The organism is Prevotella pallens ATCC 700821, from assembly GCF_000220255.1.
Classification (GTDB): Bacteria; Bacteroidota; Bacteroidia; order Bacteroidales; family Bacteroidaceae; genus Prevotella; species Prevotella pallens.
In genome coordinates this window covers 291,035-313,481 of the sequence record NZ_GL982514.1, presented here as the reverse complement: position 1 = coordinate 313,481, position 22,447 = coordinate 291,035, and the positions used below count along the sequence as shown (strand labels likewise).

11 protein-coding genes are annotated in these 22,447 nt (G+C 40.7%); 5 read left to right on the top strand and 6 right to left on the bottom strand.

Going from position 1 to position 22,447, the window contains the following annotated elements; all coding sequences use genetic code 11:
- Window positions 1–144 precede the first annotated feature (144 nt).
- Complete coding sequence (locus HMPREF9144_RS10430) at window positions 145–2,292, bottom strand: M3 family metallopeptidase (RefSeq protein ID WP_006046020.1); 2,148 nt, start codon at window positions 2,290–2,292, stop codon at window positions 145–147.
- A 212-nt stretch (window positions 2,293–2,504) separates the two neighbouring features.
- A complete protein-coding gene (locus HMPREF9144_RS10425; protein ID WP_040595765.1) occupies window positions 2,505–3,017 on the bottom strand; it encodes a pyridoxamine 5'-phosphate oxidase family protein in 513 nt (170 codons plus the stop codon).
- 214 nt (window positions 3,018–3,231) lie between these two features.
- On the opposite strand from HMPREF9144_RS10425, the gene HMPREF9144_RS10420 reads away from it, so the two are divergent.
- The 4 genes from HMPREF9144_RS10420 to trxB all read left to right on the top strand — a co-directional run bounded on the left by HMPREF9144_RS10420 (window position 3,232) and on the right by trxB (window position 7,030).
- Window positions 3,232–4,698 carry an alkaline phosphatase family protein gene (locus HMPREF9144_RS10420; RefSeq protein ID WP_040595873.1) on the top strand — a complete coding sequence of 489 codons (1,467 nt, stop codon included), beginning with the start codon at window positions 3,232–3,234 and terminating at the stop codon, window positions 4,696–4,698.
- Window positions 4,699–4,714: 16 nt separating this feature from the next.
- A complete protein-coding gene (locus HMPREF9144_RS10415; protein WP_006046017.1) occupies window positions 4,715–5,329 on the top strand; it encodes a deoxynucleoside kinase in 615 nt (204 codons plus the stop codon).
- A gap of 40 nt (window positions 5,330–5,369) precedes the next feature.
- A complete protein-coding gene (locus HMPREF9144_RS10410; protein WP_006046016.1) occupies window positions 5,370–5,993 on the top strand; it encodes a deoxynucleoside kinase in 624 nt (207 codons plus the stop codon).
- Between the two features lie 95 nt (window positions 5,994–6,088).
- Entirely contained in the window at window positions 6,089–7,030 is a 942-nt protein-coding gene (gene trxB / locus HMPREF9144_RS10405) for a thioredoxin-disulfide reductase (RefSeq protein ID WP_006046015.1), read from the top strand.
- 430 nt (window positions 7,031–7,460) lie between these two features.
- On the opposite strand, the gene lplA is transcribed toward trxB, so the two are convergent.
- Window positions 7,461–9,284, bottom strand: a complete 1,824-nt coding sequence (lplA, locus tag HMPREF9144_RS13040) for a bifunctional lipoate--protein ligase/lipoyl synthase (protein WP_006046014.1) — start codon at window positions 9,282–9,284, stop codon at window positions 7,461–7,463.
- Window positions 9,285–9,596: 312 nt separating this feature from the next.
- On the opposite strand from lplA, the gene HMPREF9144_RS10395 reads away from it, so the two are divergent.
- On the top strand, window positions 9,597–10,670 hold the full coding sequence (locus HMPREF9144_RS10395) for an FMN-binding protein (RefSeq protein ID WP_006046013.1): 1,074 nt from the start codon (window positions 9,597–9,599) through the stop codon (window positions 10,668–10,670).
- A gap of 173 nt (window positions 10,671–10,843) precedes the next feature.
- Here HMPREF9144_RS10395 and HMPREF9144_RS10390 read toward each other — a convergent pair whose 3' ends face one another.
- The 3 genes from HMPREF9144_RS10390 to HMPREF9144_RS10380 all read right to left on the bottom strand — a co-directional run bounded on the left by HMPREF9144_RS10390 (window position 10,844) and on the right by HMPREF9144_RS10380 (window position 21,900).
- Window positions 10,844–14,251 carry a trifunctional glycoside hydrolase family 18/polysaccharide deacetylase/glycosyltransferase family 2 protein gene (locus HMPREF9144_RS10390; protein ID WP_006046012.1) on the bottom strand — a complete coding sequence of 1,136 codons (3,408 nt, stop codon included), beginning with the start codon at window positions 14,249–14,251 and terminating at the stop codon, window positions 10,844–10,846.
- A 510-nt stretch (window positions 14,252–14,761) separates the two neighbouring features.
- On the bottom strand, window positions 14,762–17,302 hold the full coding sequence (locus HMPREF9144_RS10385) for a C10 family peptidase (RefSeq protein WP_006046011.1): 2,541 nt from the start codon (window positions 17,300–17,302) through the stop codon (window positions 14,762–14,764).
- A 131-nt stretch (window positions 17,303–17,433) separates the two neighbouring features.
- Entirely contained in the window at window positions 17,434–21,900 is a 4,467-nt protein-coding gene (locus HMPREF9144_RS10380) for a choice-of-anchor J domain-containing protein (RefSeq protein WP_006046010.1), read from the bottom strand.
- Window positions 21,901–22,447 lie beyond the last annotated feature (547 nt).

The window sequence follows — 22,447 nt, the reverse complement described above, 5'->3', positions numbered from 1 at the left end:
CAATATAAATGGTTACGCTGTAGGGTTGTTTATTGTTTTGTATGGGCTTAATGACCACATTGTATTAAACAATACACAAAAAACCGCCACTGCAATTAAATGCAATGGCGGAAGAGATGAAAAAGATTAATTACCAGAGAGTTATCACAACCCCCTTGCCTTTAGCAAACCAGACGCATCTGGTGCCTTAAGGCCCGTAAAATTGGAGAATATCTCCATTAAGTCCATTGTATTTCCACGACTCAGCACTTTATTCCTAAAGTCATCGCCCACTTTTCTGGTCAATGCGCCGTGCTTTGCAAAGTAGTCAGCAATATTAACAGCTAATACTTCAGACCACAAATAGCTATAATATCCTGCTGCGTAACCGCCTCCCCAAACATGGTTGAAATACGATGTAGAATATCGTGGAGGAATTTGATTGTTAAGCAATCCAACATCGTTTAGAGCCTTTACTTCGAAGTTTTTAGCTTCGGTAGCAGTAGGAACATTCTTAGTATCGAGCATGTGCCAAGCCATATCTACGCACGTTGCGCCAAGATTTTCGCCTAAGGCGTATGCAGCCTGATAGTTTATAGATTTCAACATACGGTCGCACAAGTCGGCAGGCATAGGCTGGTTGGTTTTGTAATGTTTTGCATAATGATTGAACACCTCTGGTATGCTTGCAAAACTCTCGTTAAATTGTGATGGCATCTCCACGAAATCGCGTGCCACAGCTGTACCACTTAGTGTGTTGTAGTAGCAGTTCGACAACATTCCGTGCAGCGCATGACCAAACTCATGGAACATAGTAGACACCTCATCCCATGTTAAAAGAGTAGGCTGCCCGTCTGGTGCCTTTGCATAATTGCACACATTATATATAAGAGGTATCTGCTGGCGCATTTTGCTTTGCTTTGCAAAAGCACTCATCCACGCTCCGCCACGCTTTGAAGGACGACGGAAATAATCGCAATAGAATAGTGCCAACTGTTTACCATTATTGTCTATTACATCGAACACCTTCATATCTGGGTGATAAGTAGGTATGTCTTTGCGTTCCTTAAAAGTTAAACCATATACCTTATTTGCAGCATAAAAAATACCATTAATAAGAACAGAATCGATATTGAAGTATGGTTTTACTTCATCGTCAGCAAAGTTAAAGTGTTCTTTCTTCATCTTTGCAGAGTAATAGAATCTATCGTAAGGTTGCAAACTAAAGTCGGCTCCTTGTGTTTTGCGCGCATACGCCTCTATATCTGCCGTTTCAGCAGCAGCCTTAGGTTGGTATTCCTTTATAAGTTGGTTAAGAAAAGCATACACATTATCGGTATTCTTCGCCATTACATTCGATAAGGCATACGATGCATAATTCTTATAGCCCATAAGTTGAGCCTTTTCGGCACGTAACTTAGCAATCTCCACAATTATAGGAAAGGTGTTGTATTCTCCTGTTCCATCGGTGCGATGAATAGAAGCATTGTAAACACGTTCACGAAGTTGGCGGTTTTCGAGATTAGCAAGTATAGGCTGTTGTGTGGTATTAGTAATAACAATGCAATAAGGGGCTTTCCCGCCACGACTTTCAGCGTCTTTCTTACATTGTGCAATAGCGCCTTCGCTAAGTCCAGCAAGTTCTTTCACATCGTTTACCCATACAGTTGATGCTACAGAGGCTTTAGGAAGCATATTTCCAAAGTCTTGCTGCAACTGTGCTAACTTAGTGTTTATTTCTTTCATACGAGCCATTTTATCTTTTGGCAACAATGCGCCTGAGCGTACAAAGTTCTTGTATATTTCTTCCAGTAGCACTTTGTCTTCGCCCTTCAAGCTTTTCCGCTCATGGTCGTACACATATTTTACACGTTCAAAAAACTTCTGATTAAAGCTTATTTCGTTCTCGAAGTTTGTAAGTAATGGTGTTACTTCCTTTTCTGCTGCTTCTATCTCGGGTGTTTTATTAGCTTCGGTAACACAGAAAAATATGTTTTTCACTCTATCGAGTAGTAATCCACTCTTTTCGTAAGCCAATATTGTATTCTTAAAAGTTGGCTTTTCTTTGTTGTTTACAATTGCTTTAATTTCGGCACGTTGCTCTTCTATACCAGCTTTAATAGCTGGAAGATAGTCTGTATCCTTTATCTTGCTAAAGTCTGGTGCGCCAAACGGTAGAGCGCTTTTTTGCATTAATGGGTTCGAATACATTGATTTCCCTTTTTTTCCTTTCTGTATAGAGGCTGCTGCAGCCACAATAGCGGCACATGCAAAACCTGTTAAGAAGAGGACTTTTCTTAAGTTGTTCTTCATAAAGTCGTTATTTTTTGTTTTCAAATTATAGTCTTATCCTTTCTTCGTATATTTGTTATTTTCTCTCCTTATACATTATCGTATAGTACATTTATATATTGATTAATGTAAGAGATACATTTATGTATAATGCAGTTGTATATTGTGTAATACAAGAGCAACCACTATACGCTATGTTTAAATAGTGCTCTGACTTTTCAAGATTTCTTTAATTAGTCGCCCATACGCACTTGCTGTTCAGCCAATGGCACTTTCTTTCGTTTCCCGCTAAACTCTGTAAAGTCAATACGTATTATCTCTACACGGTGAAAGCTCTTATGTGCATACATATCGCCTATCTCTTTAAAATCTGGCGATAGTTTATCAATAAGCAAATGCAATGCTTCCATCTTTTCGTCATCGCTAAGTTGTATGTGTGCTGTACCAAAAAAGATAGCGCTTTCATACTCTGTAGTAAACTTTCCTGGTAACAAATTCACATTACCGATAATACAAAGAGACACTCTATTGTTTACCTTTAATGCTTCTAACTTACGACCTACAGGTGCACAATGTATATATACACTGTTCTTACCATTCCAAACAAAGTTCACTGGAATGCCATAGCCACTGTTTTCTGATACCATTGAGAGCACACCGTACTCTCCATCTTTCAACAGTTCCAATGCTCTCTCTTCGTCCAGAAGTCGGTCTCTCCGACGAACAGTTTCATTTACATACTTCATTTCATCTTTTATTTTTTGCAAATATAATATAAAACTTTGAAATAGCCAAGACTACATTGCATAAAAAACCAGAAACGATTGCCAATAGAAAATATATATAGAGGAACTTCCCTATTTCATAATTAAGTTGTATCTTTGCAAAGATAAAATGGCCTGCATCTGCCTTTACAATGGCAGCATTGTGGTTTACTTAAACTTATCCAAATATTTGAAAATGAAAAAGATTTCGCTTTTTGTTTTAACGCTTTTTATGGTGTTAAACTCACAGGCTCAGGTGTCAAGACCTAAGCTCATAGTTGGTCTTGTAGTCGATCAGATGCGTTGGGATTATCTCTATTTTTATCAAAACGAGTACGGACAAGGTGGGCTTCGCCGGCTTCTTAACGAAGGTTTCTCTTTTGAAAATACACAAATAAACTATGCGCCAACTGTAACAGCCATTGGACACTCGTCTGTTTTTACAGGGTCGGTACCAGCATTGCATGGCATTTGTGGTAACAGCTTCTGGCAGGACGACCAATATGTGTACTGTTGCACCGATACTACTGTGCGTAGCGTAGGCTCGGACAGTAAGGAAGGACAAATGAGCCCACACAGATTGCTTACCACTACAATAGGCGATGAACTGCGATTAGCTACCGACTTTCGTTCAAAAGTTATTGGTGTGGCATTAAAAGACCGTGCTGCTATTCTACCAGCTGGACATTCTGCAAATGCAGCATATTGGTGGGACACATCTGCTGGTCACTTTGTTTCTTCTTCGTACTATATGGATAAACTACCAGAATGGGTAGAGAAGTTTAATAAAGACAACCATACAGCACCTAATTATAATATTAAGACATCGAATGAAGGAGTTACAATGACTTTCAAAATGGCTGAGGCTGCACTTGAAAACGAACATTTAGGACAAGGCAAAGAAACCGATATGCTTACTGTTAGCATTTCTTCTACCGATGCCATCGGACACCAATATAGCACACGTGGAAAGGAAAATCACGATGTTTATATGCAGTTAGATAAAGACTTGGCTCAATTCCTTAATGTGTTAGATGCCAAAGTGGGACGTGGAAACTATCTTCTATTCTTAACAGCCGACCACGGTGCTGCTCACAACTATAACTTTTTAAAGAAACATCGCATTCCTGCTGGTGCTTTCGAATATAAAAAGGCTGTAGAAGACCTTAACAATCACTTACAAGAAAAGTTCGGAATAAAGCCTGTTATGGGCGAAGACAATTATCAATTCGCCTTTAACGATAAGATGATAGCACAAGCTGGAAAAGACAAAGACGATGTTATCAACGAAGCAATAAAATTCTTAAAGCAAGATCCCCAATATATTTTTGTATTCAACGAAGAACGTGTTGCTACCGAAACCATGCCCGACTTCATTAAAACACGTATGCTGAATGGTTATATGCGTAATCGTTCTGGTGAAATAGGTGTGGTTACTCGTGCGCAATTCTTTGGTGCAAAGAACTCTCCAGACTATATTGGCACTCAACACGGACAACCATATCCATACGATACACACATTCCATGGGTTATGTTCGGTTGGCATGTAAATCATGGAGAAAGTACGCAAGAGGTTACTATAAACGACATTGCTGCTACCGTTTGCGCTATGTTGAAAATACAAATGCCAAGTGGCTGCATTGGTAAAGCTGCATTACGATAAACTCTAAAAACACACTATGCACATTGCAATTGCTGGAAATATTGGTAGCGGAAAAACCACTTTGACAACTATGTTGGCAAAGCGTTACGGCTGGGAACCACGCTACGAATCGGTGGAATATAACCCATATTTGGACGATTACTACAAAGATATTAAGCGTTGGTCGTTTGCTATGGAAGTCTTCTTTCTGAAAGAACGCTTTAAAGATTTGTTAGAAATCAGCCAATCGGAAAATAATGTTATTCAAGACCGCACCATCTACGAAGGTGTTTATGTGTTTACGGCTAACAACTACGCAATGGGCAATCTTGATGAACGCGATTACGAAACGTATATGGAGCTGTTCGAAGATATGACCGATGCTGTTAGATATCCCGACTTAATGCTTTATCTACAAGCTTCGGTCAGTCATTTGGTTGCAAACATAGAGAAACGAGGACGTAACTACGAACAACGTATGCCGCTAGATTATTTGGAGAATATAAACAAACGATACGAAGACTTCATACAAAATCAGTATAAAGGGCGTGTTCTCACCATTAATGTAGACGAACTCGACTATCAGAACAATCCAAAAGACTTTGGTTTCATTACCGATAAGATAGATCGGGAGCTATTTGGATTGTTCTAATCATTTAATACACTTACTATTATATCACAATAAAAAGAATATGCACATAGCAATAGCAGGAAACATTGGAGCTGGCAAAACAACTCTTACAACAATGCTTGCCAAACGATATGGTTGGACTGCACAGTTCGAACCAGTAGACAACAACCCCTATCTATCCGACTATTACGAGGATATGAAACGTTGGTCGTTTAATCTTCAGATATATTTTCTTAATAAACGATTCAGAGATGTGGTAGAAATATTACGGTCGAACGACACCATTATTCAAGACCGTACTATTTTTGAAGATGCTCGCATTTTCGCACCTAACTTACACGATATGGGGTTGATGAGCGATAGAGACTTCGATAACTATATACAGCTGTTCGATTTAATGCTCAGTTTGGTAAAGCTCCCTGATCTACTAATATATATAAGGAGTAGTGTTCCGCACCTTATTGAACACATTCAACGCAGAGGAAGAGATTACGAGCAAACTATGCGCATTGATTATTTAAGAGGATTAAATGAAAGATACGAAGATTGGATTAAAACATACAACGGAGAACTAATGATTGTTGATGGCGATACCACCGACTTTGCAGAAAATCCGCAAGACTTTAAACGTATTGAAGATATGATAGATGCTCGCTTATTTGGACTATTTCCGCCTAAAAAGTAATAAGCTCTACCCTACTTCGATACGACTAACTTGGTTGAATGATTTCGCTAAATCAATATAACTAGAAATGAAATAACATTGTAGAAACAAACACTATGGAAAAAGTAAAAACATTAATCATAGGTAGTGGCCCTGCTGGATATACAGCTGCTATCTACGCAAGTCGCTCTAACTTAAAGCCTGTGCTATACTCTGGCTTACAACCTGGCGGACAATTAACAACAACAACCATCATTGAGAATTTTCCCGGATTTAAAGATGGCATTGATGCTAACCAACTAATGTTGGAGATGAAGGCGCAAGCTACTAATGTTGGCGCCGACATTCGCGATGGTTCCATAACAAGAGCCGACCTTACTAAACGTCCGTTTATTATTGAAGACGAACGTGGCAACATTATAGAAGCTAACACGCTTATTATTGCAACTGGTGCAAGTGCAAAGTATCTTGGGTTAGCTGACGAGGAAAAATATCGCGGACAAGGTGTTAGTGCCTGTGCTACCTGCGATGGTTTCTTCTATCGCAAGCGCACTGTAGCTGTTGTGGGTGGCGGCGATACTGCTTGCGAAGAAGCTATGTATCTGTCAAGCTTGGCTAAAAAAGTATATATGATAGTGCGCAAACCCTATCTGCGTGCAGCCGAAATAATGCGTAAACGTGTAGAAGAAAAAGAGAATATAGAAATTCTTTACAACACAAACACTCTTGGACTATTCGGCGAAAATGGCGTAGAAGGAGCACATTTAGTACGCTTTAAGGGCGAAGAAAACGAAGAGAAATACGATATACAGATAGATGGCTTCTTCCTTGCTATAGGCCACAAGCCTAACACTGACCTATTTAAAGGTCAATTAGAGTTAGATGCACAGGGCTTCATTGTTACACAAGGGGTGTCTACCGCTACAAGCAAAGAGGGCGTTTTCGCGGCTGGCGACGTTGCCGACCCTATATACAGACAGGGCGTGGTTGCTGCCGGAAGTGGCGCAAAGGCTGCTATAGAGGCTGAACGTTTCTTGCAAGATAAGGGCGAAAAATAAAAACAAAACTACAAAAAGCCGTATAAAAACATAACTATTAAAGCGAGCTAACATTCTGTAAGGCTACTCTTGCACTATGTTAGCTCGCTTTGCATTTGCTATAAATACTATCTATATTGCGCAACTATAAACCTAAAAATGAACTTGGTGAAAAAAGAGAGCGTTTTCTGTGATATCTAATTCGTAACGGATAGATATCTAAAACAAATGCCACAGACGTCTAAAACAAACGTGAGAGATATCTGAGACGTGAGCTACTATTTTATGTCTACTTTCTTAAACATTTAATACGCTCTATCTATTTGGTAAACAGGCAGTAGAAACCATTTACAACCTCCCTACCCTTTTTCGGCTGAAGCCAAATTTGCAAGGCTCTAATGAGGCATTTAGATAAAACAAAACCTTTTGCGGGCATAATGAGTTTTTTAAACTAAATAGCATCGGCTGCATGGTACGAGCTGCGTACCAACGGACCGCTTACCACGTGTTTAAAACCTTTCTCTAAACCTATTTTCTTGTATTCGGAAAACTGTTGCGGACTTATATATGCTTTCACTGGCAAGTGTTTAGCTGTGGGCTGCAAATATTGTCCTAATGTTAAACGCTTACAGCCCGTAGCCAAAATATCGTCCATCGTCTGTAATATCTCTTCGTGCGTTTCGCCCAATCCCAACATGAAGCCTGTTTTAGCTTGCACACCGCAACGTGTTATCTCTGCCAGTACCTCCAAACTACGGTCGTATTTAGCCACACTACGCACCGATGGCGTCAGTCGGCGCACCGTTTCCATATTATGTCCACACACATGCGGTTGTGTTTTCAGCACCTTTTCTATCAATTCCTTCTTCCCCATAAAATCAGGAATAAGCAATTCTATCTTTGTTTCCGGATTTAGTTGTTGTATAGCTTCCACTGTTTTCACCCAATGTTCGGCACCATAATCGGGCAAATCGTCTCGGTCTACTGATGTAATAACAGCATAACGCAGGTTTAAAGCCTTTATCGATTCAGCCACATGGCGCGGCTCGTTTGGATTTAAAGCATTCGGACGGCCACTTAATGTGTTGCAAAATCTACACTTACGCGTACAAATGTCTCCTCCTATCATAAGTGTTGCAGTGCGTGCAGCCCAACATTCTGTACGGTTCGGGCACAGTCCGCTGGTACAAATAGTGTTCATGTGGTGGCGTGCTAATATGCCCGCTGTTTCGCCAGACGATTTCTTCGATGTTAAATTTATCTTCAACCAGTCGGGTTTCATCACGTGTGGCGGACGACCAAAAAGCAAGCGTAAGAATTGTTCGGTGGTAAAATTGCGTATCACGTTGCCCATTTCCACACCTTCAATAGCATTAGCTACAGCTTCACGAGAGAAGTCTACACCATGCAAAAGGTTCAGCAATTCATTGTCTAAATCGCCAGATAAGAAATAATCGCCCATCAAGTTTATATTCACTATCTTGTTGTTCTTCAGTTCAATATGTGCCTGAATGGTACCTACATCGGCAAAACGTTTCTTACGAACCTCTGTGTATTTTGGATTCTTGCCATATATAAAGTTGTCGGAAGCCAATTCCTTCTCTATCTCAGCAATTTGTTGCATATCATCGGGCGTAAGTTCCAACACTTCGTTACCACACATATACTGTCGTACGTAAGCCATAAATGCTTCTATATTCAGCGTGGTGTAAGTTCCAACATTTGTAACACGCTGTCGCACAGAGGCAACTCCTTTGCTTTGCAACTTCTCTTTACCGGGTGTTAGTGCTTGCGAAAGATGTTCTAATTGTGTGCTGAATAAGAGCGAATTGTGCAACACGCTACGCCCCTTAAGACGATAGAATGCACTGCCCGCTACTTTTTTTCCATCAACAAGTATGTCGTTTCGTCCAGAAAGTTCGGTATTTATACCTAAGCTTTTTATCATTTCTGCTATGCTTTTCATATACTCAATAAAGGCACTATTAACGTTTTCAGCAAACGAAATGTACGAAAACTGCATACAACCCTTATCGGCATAAATACAACCTCCTCCGCTTTTGCGCCTAAAAATGTGTATGTTGTTGCGTTTGCAATAGTCTATATTCACTTCGTTCTCTATTAGTTGGTTGCGCCCCAACATAACTGTTGGTTCTACACGCCAAGCCATAAAGTAATCGTCGTTAGTATATTTACGCGCTACATATTCTTCTACGGCAAAATAAAAAGGCAACTGGTGTATTGTTTTCTGTTCAGGAATGATGATATATTTCATTGTTCAGACAATTGTTTTCAATGTGTTTTAATAGGCTGTTTCACCTTATTTATATATATTTTTATGCGATTTTTAGCAGCAAAACCATATCACTTACTAGTATCGCCGATGGCTTGCAAATGTACAAAAAAATATTGATTTATACTAAAATACACTCTTTTTATTACAAACTATGCATCGCAGAGAGATTAAAAAAGATGAAATAACGCTATAAAACAAATATTTTCTCTACCTTTGTAGTAACGTTCTTCGCTATAACAGGCGCAGAATGTAATAGAAATAATGATACTATAAGACTTAAATACATTGATTATGAAGAAGCTACAACAAGTTTGTATGCTGGCAGTTTGTATGCTAATACTAATGATTGCAGCCGTCCAGAGAGATGGAAAAATATGGGGACATCGTCTGAAAGCAACAAAAGCCGACTCTCTAAAAACTGCAAGAGTAGACACAATGCGTACGCTCGACGATGGAACAAAAGTGATAAACACCACTGTTTTAGGCAAAGATATTACAGGGTATGGAGGCAACGTACCTTTAGAAATATACGTGAAGGAAAGTAGAATTGTGAAGGTAAAGGCATTAAAGAATGCTGAGACTCCAGAATTTTTTGCCGAAGTGAAACCATTGCTTAGCAAATGGAATGGTAAAACCATAAACGAAGCTCAACAGCTGAAGGTTGATGCTATAAGTGGAGCTACCTTCTCTTCGCGTGGCGTAATAGGAAATATGAAGCGCGGACTGGCATACGCTTCACAAAAAGCAATAGAACCCAGCATATTGGAGCAAATGAATCTTGATGCAAAAACCATTTCGGCATTAATAGTGGTGCTCTTAGCTGCTATTGTTCCGTTGTTTTATCGCAACAAACACTATCGCACCATACAACTATTGCTAAACGTTGTGGTGCTGGGCTTTGGCTGTGGCACGTTTCTTTCGTGGTCAATGTTTGTTAATTTCGTATCGAGTGGTATTAACTTTTGGGCTTCGCTCGTGCCTATTATTATGCTAACTACTGCCTTTATTTATCCGCTTTTTGGTAAGAAAAACTATTATTGCACAAATATATGTCCGTGCGGATCGCTGCAAGACTTAGCTGTGAAAACTAAGAACAAGAAGTGGCACATAAGCAGTAAGGTTGCGAAACGCCTTAATGCCGCCCGAAAGTTTTTATTTGCAGTGCTGTTGGTGCTTTCTCTTGCTGGCATTTGGTTTAAGTGGATGGACTATGAGATATTTTCTGCCTTTATCTTTCAAACGGCATCGGTGTTCGTTTTAGTGCTTGGCGGTGTGTTCTTTGTGCTTTCGTTTTTTGTTGCTCGTCCTTATTGCACGTATGTTTGCCCCACAGGAACTTTGTTTAGAATAGCCGAACGTCGCTAATTTGCTATGCTATAGCATTTTTATAACTGAACAGAAAAGGGAGTTTTAAATAATGCAAGAAGAACACAAACACGCTACGCAATTCGTAAGTGCTCTGTAAAGTTTAGAACACTTACGAACTGCGTTTAATAGAAATGATGTTATTAGAGGCTGACTATTTGGGCTGTTAAGGTTTATTTATTCTTAACATGTCCTGTACGCTTTAGCACGCCCCAAGTTTGCAATTCGCCTTTAATAGCCTTTAAATAGCTCTTAAAAAGCACGTAATACATAATCCAACGATAGAAGAAACGTTGTGGAATTATCCAAAGAAGCACCCACAAACGTTCGTGTTCAAATATGTAAGCCATTATAGAAACACTTGCATCTACAAGCAAAAACACAAGATAATAGGCAAATACTTGAGCGGCATTGCCTGTAAACAAACCTATTATCATAAGTATATCGGCAAGTGGCGAGAATGTTGGTATAATGTATTGAAATATAAGCATATTTGGCATAGCCCACATACCAAAGCCTTTTTTAGATGTTGCAAATAACGAAGAACGGTGTTTCCAGAATGTTTGCATTACGCCAAAACACCAACGTATGCGTTGCTTTACAAACTGGCGGAGTGTTTCGGGCACTTCGGTCATAGCCACAGCGTAGTTTTCGTTCTCTATTATATAACCACGCTCGTTTATGCACATTGTTAAATCGCAGTCTTCTGCTAATGTATCGGTGGTGAAACCGCCTACTTCTTCTAACACTTTTTTACGAAAAGCACCTATGGCACCAGGTACAACTGTAATGGCATTTATGTTTGAATATGCCATTCTATCGAAGTTCTGACTTGTGGTATATTCTATGGCTTGCCAATAAGTGAGAATATTTCGGGAGTTTCCTACCTTTACATTGCCTGCCACTGCTCCTATGCGCCCCGTCTTATCGGCAATAAAATGGCGCATTAGTTTGCTCACCGCATCGGAGAGTAGTTGTGTGTCGGCATCTATACACACCACATATTCGGTGGTGCATGTTGCTATACCCAGATTTAAGGCAGATGCCTTTCCACCGTTTTCTTTTCCTATGATGGTAACCGCAGTATCGTTATCGAACTTTTCGTGCACTCTTTTCAGGGTGTTATCTTTACTTCCATCGTCTACCAAATAGATGTGAAAGTTTGGATAGTCTTGTTGTTTAAGGTTGTTAATGGTGCGCACAATGTTTACTTCTTCGTTGTAAGCTGGCACTATTATTGATACTTCGGGGGCAGTTTTAGCATTTATAGGGGCATAGTTTCTATGGTTTTCGGCACGTTTCTCTCTAATCATAAGTATGTACATAAAAAGTAAACGCACAAATCCTAACACAAGGAACACCAAAAACAATGCTGTGAGAAAATCGCTAATGTGGTATATAAATTCGGCTAAACTAAGATTAGCCTGCATTGCGTAATAAACTTTTCCTTTCTCAATGGGGGGCATAAGTGTTTGCCTACTCATACCCAAATATTGTTCTAACGATATAAACTGATAGCCTTCGCGTTGCAAAGTTTCTATTATTCGTGGCAAAGCCGTTATGGTTGGTTCGCGTGTTGCGCCTCCTGCATCGTGTAAAAGAATAATGTGTCCGTCCTCGTTGTGCACTCCGTCTATAACACGTTTATATATTTGGTCGGCTGTTACCCCTTGTTGCCAATCGTTAGGGTCTATTGATTCGCCCACGAAAAGATAATTTCTGCGACTTGCAATTATCATTGGCCATATTTCTTCGTGTCCTGTTGGATCGGCATCGGCGTTGTATGGTGCGCGAAAAAGAATGGTGCTTTGCCCTGTAACGCTCTCTATAAGCATACGCGTTAGCTTTAGTTCGGCATACGAACGGCTGTCTGAGTTTTCTGACATATCGTGGTGGGTAAACGTATGGTTGCCTATGGTGTGCCCAGCATCGAACACTTGTTTCACTAAAGGCAAGTTTTTCTCCATCTGTAGTCCTACCATGAAAAATGCGGCAGGCACTTTATATTTTTTTAAAGTGCTTAACACAGATGGTGTCCAGCGTTCGTCTGGACCATCGTCGAAGGTTATTACCAATTGTTTTGGCTTACATTTACCCAACCGTTGCACGGTGTATGTTGTGGGAAGCTCACGGTAATATTCTTCAGTTATAAGACAATTGTCTTTGTCCATAGTTACTGCTATTTTACCATGATGTGGTTCTGATGTTACATTAAGCACCTCGCCCGACCCCACAAAGTTTACGTCGTCGGTACCATTCAGCTGCATAAGTTTGGCTATAGATAGTTTTGCGGCATTTTCCCAACCCATATCTTTACCATAAAAGCGCCAAATGCGTTTATCTTCTGTGCCCAAACGCCATAAGCCAAAGCCTGCTAAATGATATTCGGAGCCAAAGCGCATGATGTTAAATGTGGTAGCCGCATCGGGAAAAAACACGTGGTGCAACGTGCCGTTGGTATTGTCTTGATAGCTGAAATTGAGGTTATAAGTATCGTCGTTAAACGCTATTTTAGCCTCAGCGTTCTGCGCCGTAGCTATAATTTGGTCGAAAGAAACGGTTGAGCCTACTGGTTTACCTTCGGTCCAGTCGTATCCGTAAGCTGCCAAACCTAACACTATTTTATCGTTAGGAACATTTTTAGCAGCCCAGTCGGTTGCTTTTTCTACCCAGCGTTGCGAACTAATGGCGCCTGGTTGGCTGGTAGAGTTGTGCTCATCGTATGCCATTAGAAACAAATAATCGTCGTATTTTGCAAGCTCTTGCATATCGTAATCGTCGTTAAAAGCTGCAATGGCTTGTGTTACATAGAGTCCACGAGCGTGAAAAACGGTAGCAAAATCTTTCACAAGCGTTATCAACGGTACATTATCGGTAATGTTTAGGTCTTCAAGGTCGAGGTTTATACCCGTAAATCCATACTGTTCGCACTGGTCGGCAAGTTGCTTTATAAGTGCCATTCGCTTTTCCTGGTTGTTCATAATACGAACAATAGGCTCAGAACGGAACTTTGCGCCATAGTTGTTGGTAAGCATTGGCAATATAGGAATGCCTGCACTACGCATTAGCTTCAGTGCTTTTTTGTCTATCCTGCTTTCCAGTTGGTCGGTATTAGGGTTTATAAAAAACCACTCTGGCAACACCATATTGAGGTTTTTAATATTGTTTTTTAGCGACAAATAGGCTCGTTTGTCCCAATTTACATACCATGCAGAACGTATTCCCATTCGCGAATCGGTCCACTCGGCAATGTATTTTTGCGTTAAGCTGTTTGCCTTTCCAACAAATCGGTGCCGCTTTGCTGCAATATGAGCATCGTTGCTATGCATTCGCTGTTCGTGAAAGAAGTCGCGAAACGACTTGTATTCTTTCGACGTTTTATTGTCTTTTAGAAATGGTTTTCCAGCCGAAACCACGCTACGATAATCGTGGCGAAAAGGCATTTGGGGGCTTTCTTCTAATGCGAACATTGCCAAAAACACTGCTCCCAGTAGTATAGCAATGGTTAAAAGTACACGTAATGTCCATTTAAAGCGATTCCAGCGTTGTCGCGAATCTGTTTGAAATACTTGTTTATCCATACCTCAATCTGTATAAATTTCCTTAGTGTGTTTTGAAACAACGTACAAAGGTATAACATTTTATATATTCTTGCTTACTTTTTGGTGCAAAAAAGGTGAATAAAGAATTAAAATAGTGTAATAGAAGGCATTTGCCTGAATCGACTTACCAGACCATTGCACCATTATACATTTTATGGAGTTGCCGTCTGAAGGAATAGAAACAGATATCTGAAACGTTTACGACAGATATCTGAGAGAATCGTTACAGATATCTGAGACGATTGTCTTAGACGTCTAAAACTTTGCGCGTACATATACCATTGTGGCACAACACATTATAGATAGCAAAAAAATAGGACTTTCAGAATAATCTGAAAGCCCTAAAAACTCTAACTACTATTTACGAACAACCGAAAAGAGAATACTCTCAACTCTAAGCTACTGAGTGTAAAAGATGCCTAAACATATATTTAGCAAAACTCTCTTTCGCATTTTGTTCCGTAATTTTGCTTCGTTCAATAGCGATTTTTATTTAACTAGTATTTTCTTTTTATTTATAACATATACGCCTGAAGGAAGTGTAGAAAGAGTTGCTGTGGTGCCCACTTTTGCACCCGAAACAGAGTAAACTGGCTGTGGTGTAGCAGTAGAATCGGCATTTGCGTTCTCTATTCCAGCTGCTGTAGCTATAGTTAGCTTACCTTTTTTGTAAGTAAATCTGTAGTTTTGAGCCTCACCACCACTTATAATTATCTCGTATTCGCCCGCCGGACTACTTTCGGTTGCAGTAGTTGTAACAACAGGAACTTTGGTAAGAACGTGCTCGTTTTCGCCATTTACAAATCCTCTATAGTACAATATGAACTCTGGATTAGGCTTTCCTTCTTGACGTGTAACATCGTTAGTAGTAACAGTAAGCATAGCTTTGTCTACTGTTAGTGTTCCACCAACAAGCTGAACACTCTTGTCGGCAATAGTGCCATAGTCTATATGGATTTCATATTTTCCTACTGGCGACTTAGCATCGGCTACACACGTAATTTCTGGTTTTCCCTCTAAGTACTCTCCACGAATGCTATATCCAAACTTCGGGTTTGGTTCGCCATATTCGCGAATGGTATTGCGCACTGTTACAATGCTACCAAATTCTTTTATATTTCTAACAAGAAGACCACCCCAACCACGGTATAACTTCTTTGTATCAATAGGAACTCGTAAAACGATATTGCTGATTGGACTACTTAAGAACATATCTTTACCCGCCTTTGGAGGTTGTTTTGCAAATATTTTTATCTGGCTTAAGCTATGACAACCTGCCATGCTCTCTTTACCTAAACTTGCGATAGAGGTGGGCAAAACAATACGTTTTAATCCTGTACAGCCAGCTAAAGCATAATCGTGAATACCAGTTATGCCCTCAGGAACTACAAGATCGGTTACCATTCCAGGTATTGCACTAATTATTTCGTCGCCTTTTTTATTTAAGAAAATACCATCGCTGTAAACAAAGTTGTCGCCTCCATTAGCAGGAATATTCTCTATTGTTCCCAAAGCACGACAGAAAGCAAATGTACCATCGGCAATGGTTTTTAAGCCATCGGGCAAAACAAGTTTGCGCAAACTATTGCAATTGTAGAAAACACGCTCTGGAAGATTATCGTTAGAGGTTGTTAGATTACCATCTTTGAGGTATGCTCCGCCACCACTCACAATTTTTGCACCTTTAAGGTCGAGCATATACAGTCCGCCTTGTGTGAATTTTCCATCAAAATCGCGACCCGCCATCTCGCGAATAACACGGAAGTCGGCTCCATTAATCTCGCCAATCAAAGTAAGTTCGCCTATCTCTGTGCGCATATTAGCAGGAATGCTATCAGATAAAACGCCAGCTTTAGGCAACTGAATGGTACGGTTCTTTAATTCTTTAGGTGTACCGTAAACGCCTCGTATAACATCTTGGTCAGATGTAAACGAGTACATATTGCCTGGATTCAGCAGGTCTATCTTGTAATAACCGTTTACATCGCCATTCCACCCCCAGTTTACACTTACTAAGCCATCGCTATTATAGCCATCTAACACAAAGGCGTGTCCAGCGTCTTGTCCCATAGAGCCAGGACTAACACCACCATAAATAAGTGGGTGTCCGCTTGATAGTTCACTGAAAATAATGTCCATCCATTCTTTAGAAGAATAGTTTGCACGAACTAAATGCTCAACATCCGAAAAGCCAAAATAAGTACGAAGACCTTCAGCGCAATCGCTCATAATGGCTCCACTACCTTCGTTCGGACCTCCGTATGCCATTTCAGATGCTACGCCACAATGCAACATTAGTGTAGCCACAGCATTAGCTTCTTCGTTTGTATAGCTTCCACTGTAGTCATCTTTCATATTAGCCCAATCGTAAACTGTATTTCCGAAGTTAGCTTCTATGGCATCTCCATCATAATCGTTGGCTGGATAGTATACAGTGTGTGAGCCTATGCCGCGTAAAGGGTATTTAAAGTAATTAAGAACCTGTGCTGTTGCCGTTGCTACACAACCTGTAAGCAATCGTCCTTTAGGCGTATTGGGCAACAATTTATTGTATGGCATTTGTTGCCCCCAAACGGTTGTTAGCATCGTTGGAACTTCAGACTTATATTTAGTAGGGTCTGGTTTAATAACATTAAGAGGAGTATTGCTTTTTACTGCCTTAGTTATCACTTCATCAATAGCTTTCAACCACCAGTTGAATCCAGGATTATCGCTTTGCGTATAATCAGTTTCCGATACTCCCAACAGTTCTGGTGCGAGGTCGTCTGCCGATATTATGGCAAACCCACCTTGTTTATAGCCATATATAGAATAGGCCTTTGTATGTTTTAGTTCGCGCAACTGTTCAGTGCTTCTAGTTCCGCTGCTTGTACGCTTACCTGTTTTGTAAGCACTTAAAGTTGTTTGTAGGTTAATTGCACGTGCTGCAGTTTTCTTCATATCAGCTGTTGTGCGAGGTTTAGCCCCTACCGCCACGGGCAGAAGTGTGAGTAGCACAAAGGCTACCAGCATTTTTTGTTTAACGTTCATATAGGTTTTATATTTAAAATGAATATCAATGAGAATATTAATTGAATTTCTAACAGCTATTCCACTCTCTATATATAAAAATATCGGTGCTCGCTATTCCCGATATGGGAGCGAACACCGACAAAGAGCTTTTATTCGATAAGTATTTTCTTGTTGCCAACAACATAAACTCCTTTGCGTAAACCACGAAGAGTAGTTGTCTGGCGACGTACAAGTTTGCCATCGACGGTGTAAACATCTACTGGTTTGCCGTCGGTTATGACGTTTTCGATACCTGTTGGTACATTTACTTCCACTGGAGCTGATTCTGTTCCGTCGGCATAAATGGCTGTAACGGCATACTGGGTATTCGCTCCAGCATTGACATCTACGCAATGGCGGACGGTAACAGGCACCTTATTGATGAGTGCGCCAGCCTTGTAAATGTCATAATATATTGGTGTAGGCGTTTCTTTTGTATAAGTAACGTCGTCAATTCCAAACATAAGACCAGTTTGTGGGGTTGTCTGATGAATTGCAAAATAGGTTGTTCCAGCAGGCACATTGATGGTTACCTTCTCCCATTCGCCCGATACAGCCTGACGATTTTTAAGAACAATATTGGTAAAATCTGTAATGTCATTACCCGCTGACGAATAAAGTACATCATAATTTTCAATATAAGCAACATTATTCACCGTCATATTATGCACATAGAACGATATAGTTTGTGCCTGTCCAGAAAGCTTTGGACTGATAATCCAGTTATCACTATTTACATAAGATTGTCCTGTTTCATCAAGCTCGTATGGAACTGAAGCATACTGCTGACCCGAGAATGGTTTCAGCCAAGGATTAAGGGTTGGCACATTTTCGCCTAATACAAAAGGATTAAATATAATATAGGCGAACTGTGTGAACTGATTGGGGTACCAAAGATCGTCGAAGAAACCACCAGAATAGCCGCCATTGGCATCAATAAGAGTCCAATCGCCAAACTCTGTAGACCATGCATCGTAGCGTTCGAAGTCTTCTGTTACTGTTTGAGGAGCTGTATTGGGCGCTTCCCATTCCAGTGATACATTCGATTGTTCCCTTGTTCCTCTCAGATTCTGTATCGTTGGCTTTTCAGAATCTTCAAGTCTGATGGTCGTTTCTGCCTTATTATCGGTGTTATCTAAGTCTTTATCGTATTCCACTTCTGCTATAACCTTCATCTCTTTTGCATCTGCAATGATAGCAGATGATGGCACTTGGAAGTCTAAAGTGCAGCTACTGAATGGTGCGAGTTTATCATTCCATTCATAAGAATTTATCTCTTTGCCACCAGATTTAAGACGAACGGTGAAGTTTTTGGCTTCACATTCGCCAATATTCTCTACTTTCACCTGGAGTTTGGCAGTACGTCCCTTGACAACCTTACTTGTTCCAGACACGTTGATAGATAAATTGTGGCGCTGAACTTCCATTATACGAATGTTATCAACGAAGATTGGTTCGTGGTTAGTACCACTTACTGCTTTAAATCCAATAAATACGAAGCGCTCATTCTCGAACCCACTCAATGGAATAACTTCGTTAAACCATGCATCATTGCCATTTATCAGAGAGTAATCTATCGTCTTTAATTCGGTGCGTGTACCGTCCTGACGTTGCACAAATACTATTAACTTTGTGTCGGGGAAGTTCTTTCGTCCGTAGCTGAATATCAATTTAGGATTGGTAGTGCCTATAAGCGAAATCTTTCCTGTGCCTAACGTACTTTCATCGCCTGTATGTGCAGGTTCAAAACAGAGTGCGCCACCGTCCTTATCGTATGCTACGCCACGTCTAATCTTCCACGATGTGCCTTTCGTATCTGCCAACCAAACCAACGAAGAAAGCGATGCGTTGGCAAAACTCTCCTTGAATGGCACGTTATAAGCTTTTCCGGCAATGAGTCGAGTGGTAGCTATACCACTGCTTCCCAACTGATTTTGCGCTGAAACGCCCCAATAAACAAAGTGTTGTTGCTCGCCAGTGTTAAGGTCTACAGGCGTTACGTCGTAGCTATTCTTATTCTTAAACGAAGCCAAAGTGTCGGTAGGCTCTTTTGAATTTTTCATAGACATAACGTAATAGGTAATCTCTTCAGGTACAACAACGCCACCATTGGCACCGACAGTAGACGTTTTATCCCATGAAAGGGCTGCCACTGTGTTCTTGTCTAACGCCTTCAAACCTGTAGGAGTAGCTGGTATATCGAAACCTACAAAGGCTTTTGCCACTGCTTCGCGACCTGCTCCTGCTGCATTATAAGCTACCACCTTATATATATGTGCGCCTTTTGCAACATTGTCGTCCTTATATGTCATGACTTGACCGCTCATTGGGTTCTTCAAAACACCGAGTTTCACATCGTCGCGGTATATAACTGCCGAATCTAACTGGGCAGTAAGGGCGTCTCCATTGACTGCTTTCACTGGCATTTTGAAGTTTAATGTAGCTTTCTCTCTTCCTGTTTGGTCTACAATAACGTGGAAATCGGTCGCTGCATCAGGTGCTGTGAAGAGCGCACCAGGCACTAATTGGAAGTTGCGGACATAGAAACGCCATTGGTTAAAGCCGCTCTTATCGTGAATGGCAAGGTGGTATGAGCCATCTTTTGGTACCTTAAGCTCGTAAGTAAACTTTGTTTGTGCCTTTGGAACCAGCACTTGCTGCCCCACTTTCGCATAGTTTACAGGGTTATAACCTTCGCCACAAGCAAGTTGGAACACCTCTTTAAACTGTTCAGCAAGCGTGTTATAGGCTTCAAAAGAAACAGTATAGAGTCTATCTGCCTTTAGTTCAAACGGTGGAGAAAGTAGCCAATCGTCAGCTACTCCCTTAGGATTGTAACCCGACTGAGCCCTTCCTTTCCAGTCATCAGCCAATCCCCACTCCCAAGTTTGGCCGTCGTCGTTTGCATCTATGGCTGTAAAGTTGTTGAAAGATTCCTCATCATAGAAGCTTTCCTTAAACGGTGGCACGATGGCCTTACCTATAACGATTCCGTTAGAAGCCACTTCATTACCTTGACGGTTGCCCGCTTTCGGTGTAATGGCGAAACTATACTTCTTTAATTCGGTGGTTGTGAAAGGTACCGACAGACTGTTTCCTGTTACATTGGTTTGCACTTGGGCTCCATCTGGCATTCTTTTCACGTCGTAAATCACCTCTCCTACATATCCACCGTGCTTTCCTTGCGTTACAGAATGCCATGTAACAACAGCCTTTGTGCCATCGTAGTTGAACTTCACACGCTCTATATCGGCAGGAATGTCGTAGCCTACCCATGTAGTATATCTTACTTTAGGCGATGAGCCTGCAGCGTTTGCTATGGTAACGAGGAACTTTGTATCGCCACCAGGTACGGTTATTTCGTCATCAACCTTAGCTCCTGCCGTAGCAACAGCCTTCTTTACAGTGTCGTTATTAGCCACAACATAGTATGTAAGATTACCTGTTAGCGGTTCACCGTTTATCTTTTTACTTGGAGCAGTGAACTGAATGCGTCCTGTTGTATTACCTTTTTCAAACACAATCTTAAGGTTGTTTATACGTGCAGGTGCCTCTGGTGCTGCTGTTGTTGTGGGTATTGTCAATGCTAATATCTGCGTTTCAGATGGCATATCACCTATTTTATTAGCACGACCAGTTGTAAGGTCTACGTTATATAGCACCGACTTGCCGTCTTTGTCTATGCTTGCCCAATAGAATATATTTGTTTTCTGATCTATCTCTCCACTCTGCTGGTAATAACTACCATCTGAATCTCTCACAGTAACACCTGTTGAACCTACTAATGTTTCCTTTCCATCTGTTGTACTAATGGAATAAAGATTCCCATCAAGTGATATTCCATAGAGTGTACCTTCTTTACTTATACCGAGTGCTACATACTGGCGTTCTGCCCAACCAATGAAGTTACGCTTCATCTTAGTATAATCAATGGTTCCCCACTGCAAATTCGTACCACTCTCATCCCAAAACACACCATATATCTTACCTGTTTTGCGGTCTTGTGCAGTTTCCATTGCGCACAAAGAAAGTCCATCTCTACCTAAATTATCGTCAGATAACTGTTCCCACGTATCTATATCATAAGTGTAATGGTGTACTTTTATTTGACCTTCCGAGTATGCCAAGAGGTCTAAATACATTGCATGGAACACGTCGCCAACTATTCCGCTTCCTGCATTCACCTCCATATAGTTCATAAGTCCTAACGGTTTCACTTCAATAGGGACTGTAGTGCCTACCGAATACATGCCGTAGGCAGCGTTACCCACCTTCCAACCTTCTTGATGAATGACGTTTCCCCACAGTACAGTGCCTCCGGGAGTCTTTAAGAGAGGCGCAGCAAGAGGCTTTTGCAGGGGTGAAGCCACTGTCTGCAATAGCATATTGTCTGAACTTGAACGCTGAGCGACAGGCATTTTGAGGGTTGAACCCATCACCATACCACCTTGTCTTGCCGACAAGGCGTTTCTTAGTGTACTCTCACGCTGGCTGTTGTTCTGTGCCATCATTGCTGATGACCAGCATAGCAAAAAGGCTATGATGCCAGCAAACATAATGTAAGACTTCTTTTTCATAAGCAATAAATTTAGTGAGTAATATGCCATCACGATGATGACGAAAGTTTCTCGGTTGTTTCGTACTTGTCTACGGTTATAGGGGTGCATAGTGCTATGTATTTATACATAGTTACAGCCTACTGCACACAAAAGGTCCATTTATAGAAATAATATGGTGCTTGTTTGCCTTAAAATAACTGTATTCGTTTATATATTGCTTTTTTACGTTACTCTGCCGAACCTCTATATATAATAAGGTGTACAACAGTGCGTGCTTTCTCTATTGTTTCTTTCGTTTTGAAGGTCCACAATGTTTTGCAAAAATAAATATATTATTTCAACTACACAAACGAAAGAGAAGAAAAATCTCAATATGTTTTCAACATTCTGTAAGCTGTTATTACGACAAGAAAAGGAAATTAGCGGTAAATGAAAGAAATGATGTGAGGTTATGGTAGAGCGATAAGAGGGGAAGACGAAGGGGTAAACTTATTTAACAATATAGAAACGCTAAGATTTCAATATTTGGGAGATAACAAATCAAAAACAACCCCTTGCATCTTTA

Excerpts from the sequence above, each read along its gene's own strand:
- HMPREF9144_RS10430 (WP_006046020.1), bottom strand. The coding sequence starts at position 2,292 with ATGAAGAACAACTTAAGAAAAGTCCTCTTCTTAACAGGTTTTGCATGT.
- HMPREF9144_RS10425 (WP_040595765.1), bottom strand. The coding sequence starts at position 3,017 with ATGAAGTATGTAAATGAAACTGTTCGTCGGAGAGACCGACTTCTGGAC.
- HMPREF9144_RS10420 (WP_040595873.1), top strand. The coding sequence starts at position 3,232 with ATGAAAAAGATTTCGCTTTTTGTTTTAACGCTTTTTATGGTGTTAAAC.
- HMPREF9144_RS10415 (WP_006046017.1), top strand. The coding sequence starts at position 4,715 with ATGCACATTGCAATTGCTGGAAATATTGGTAGCGGAAAAACCACTTTG.
- HMPREF9144_RS10410 (WP_006046016.1), top strand. The coding sequence starts at position 5,370 with ATGCACATAGCAATAGCAGGAAACATTGGAGCTGGCAAAACAACTCTT.
- trxB (WP_006046015.1), top strand. The coding sequence starts at position 6,089 with ATGGAAAAAGTAAAAACATTAATCATAGGTAGTGGCCCTGCTGGATAT.
- lplA (WP_006046014.1), bottom strand. The coding sequence starts at position 9,284 with ATGAAATATATCATCATTCCTGAACAGAAAACAATACACCAGTTGCCT.
- HMPREF9144_RS10395 (WP_006046013.1), top strand. The coding sequence starts at position 9,597 with ATGAAGAAGCTACAACAAGTTTGTATGCTGGCAGTTTGTATGCTAATA.
- HMPREF9144_RS10390 (WP_006046012.1), bottom strand. The coding sequence starts at position 14,251 with ATGGATAAACAAGTATTTCAAACAGATTCGCGACAACGCTGGAATCGC.
- HMPREF9144_RS10385 (WP_006046011.1), bottom strand. The coding sequence starts at position 17,302 with ATGAACGTTAAACAAAAAATGCTGGTAGCCTTTGTGCTACTCACACTT.
- HMPREF9144_RS10380 (WP_006046010.1), bottom strand. The coding sequence starts at position 21,900 with ATGAAAAAGAAGTCTTACATTATGTTTGCTGGCATCATAGCCTTTTTG.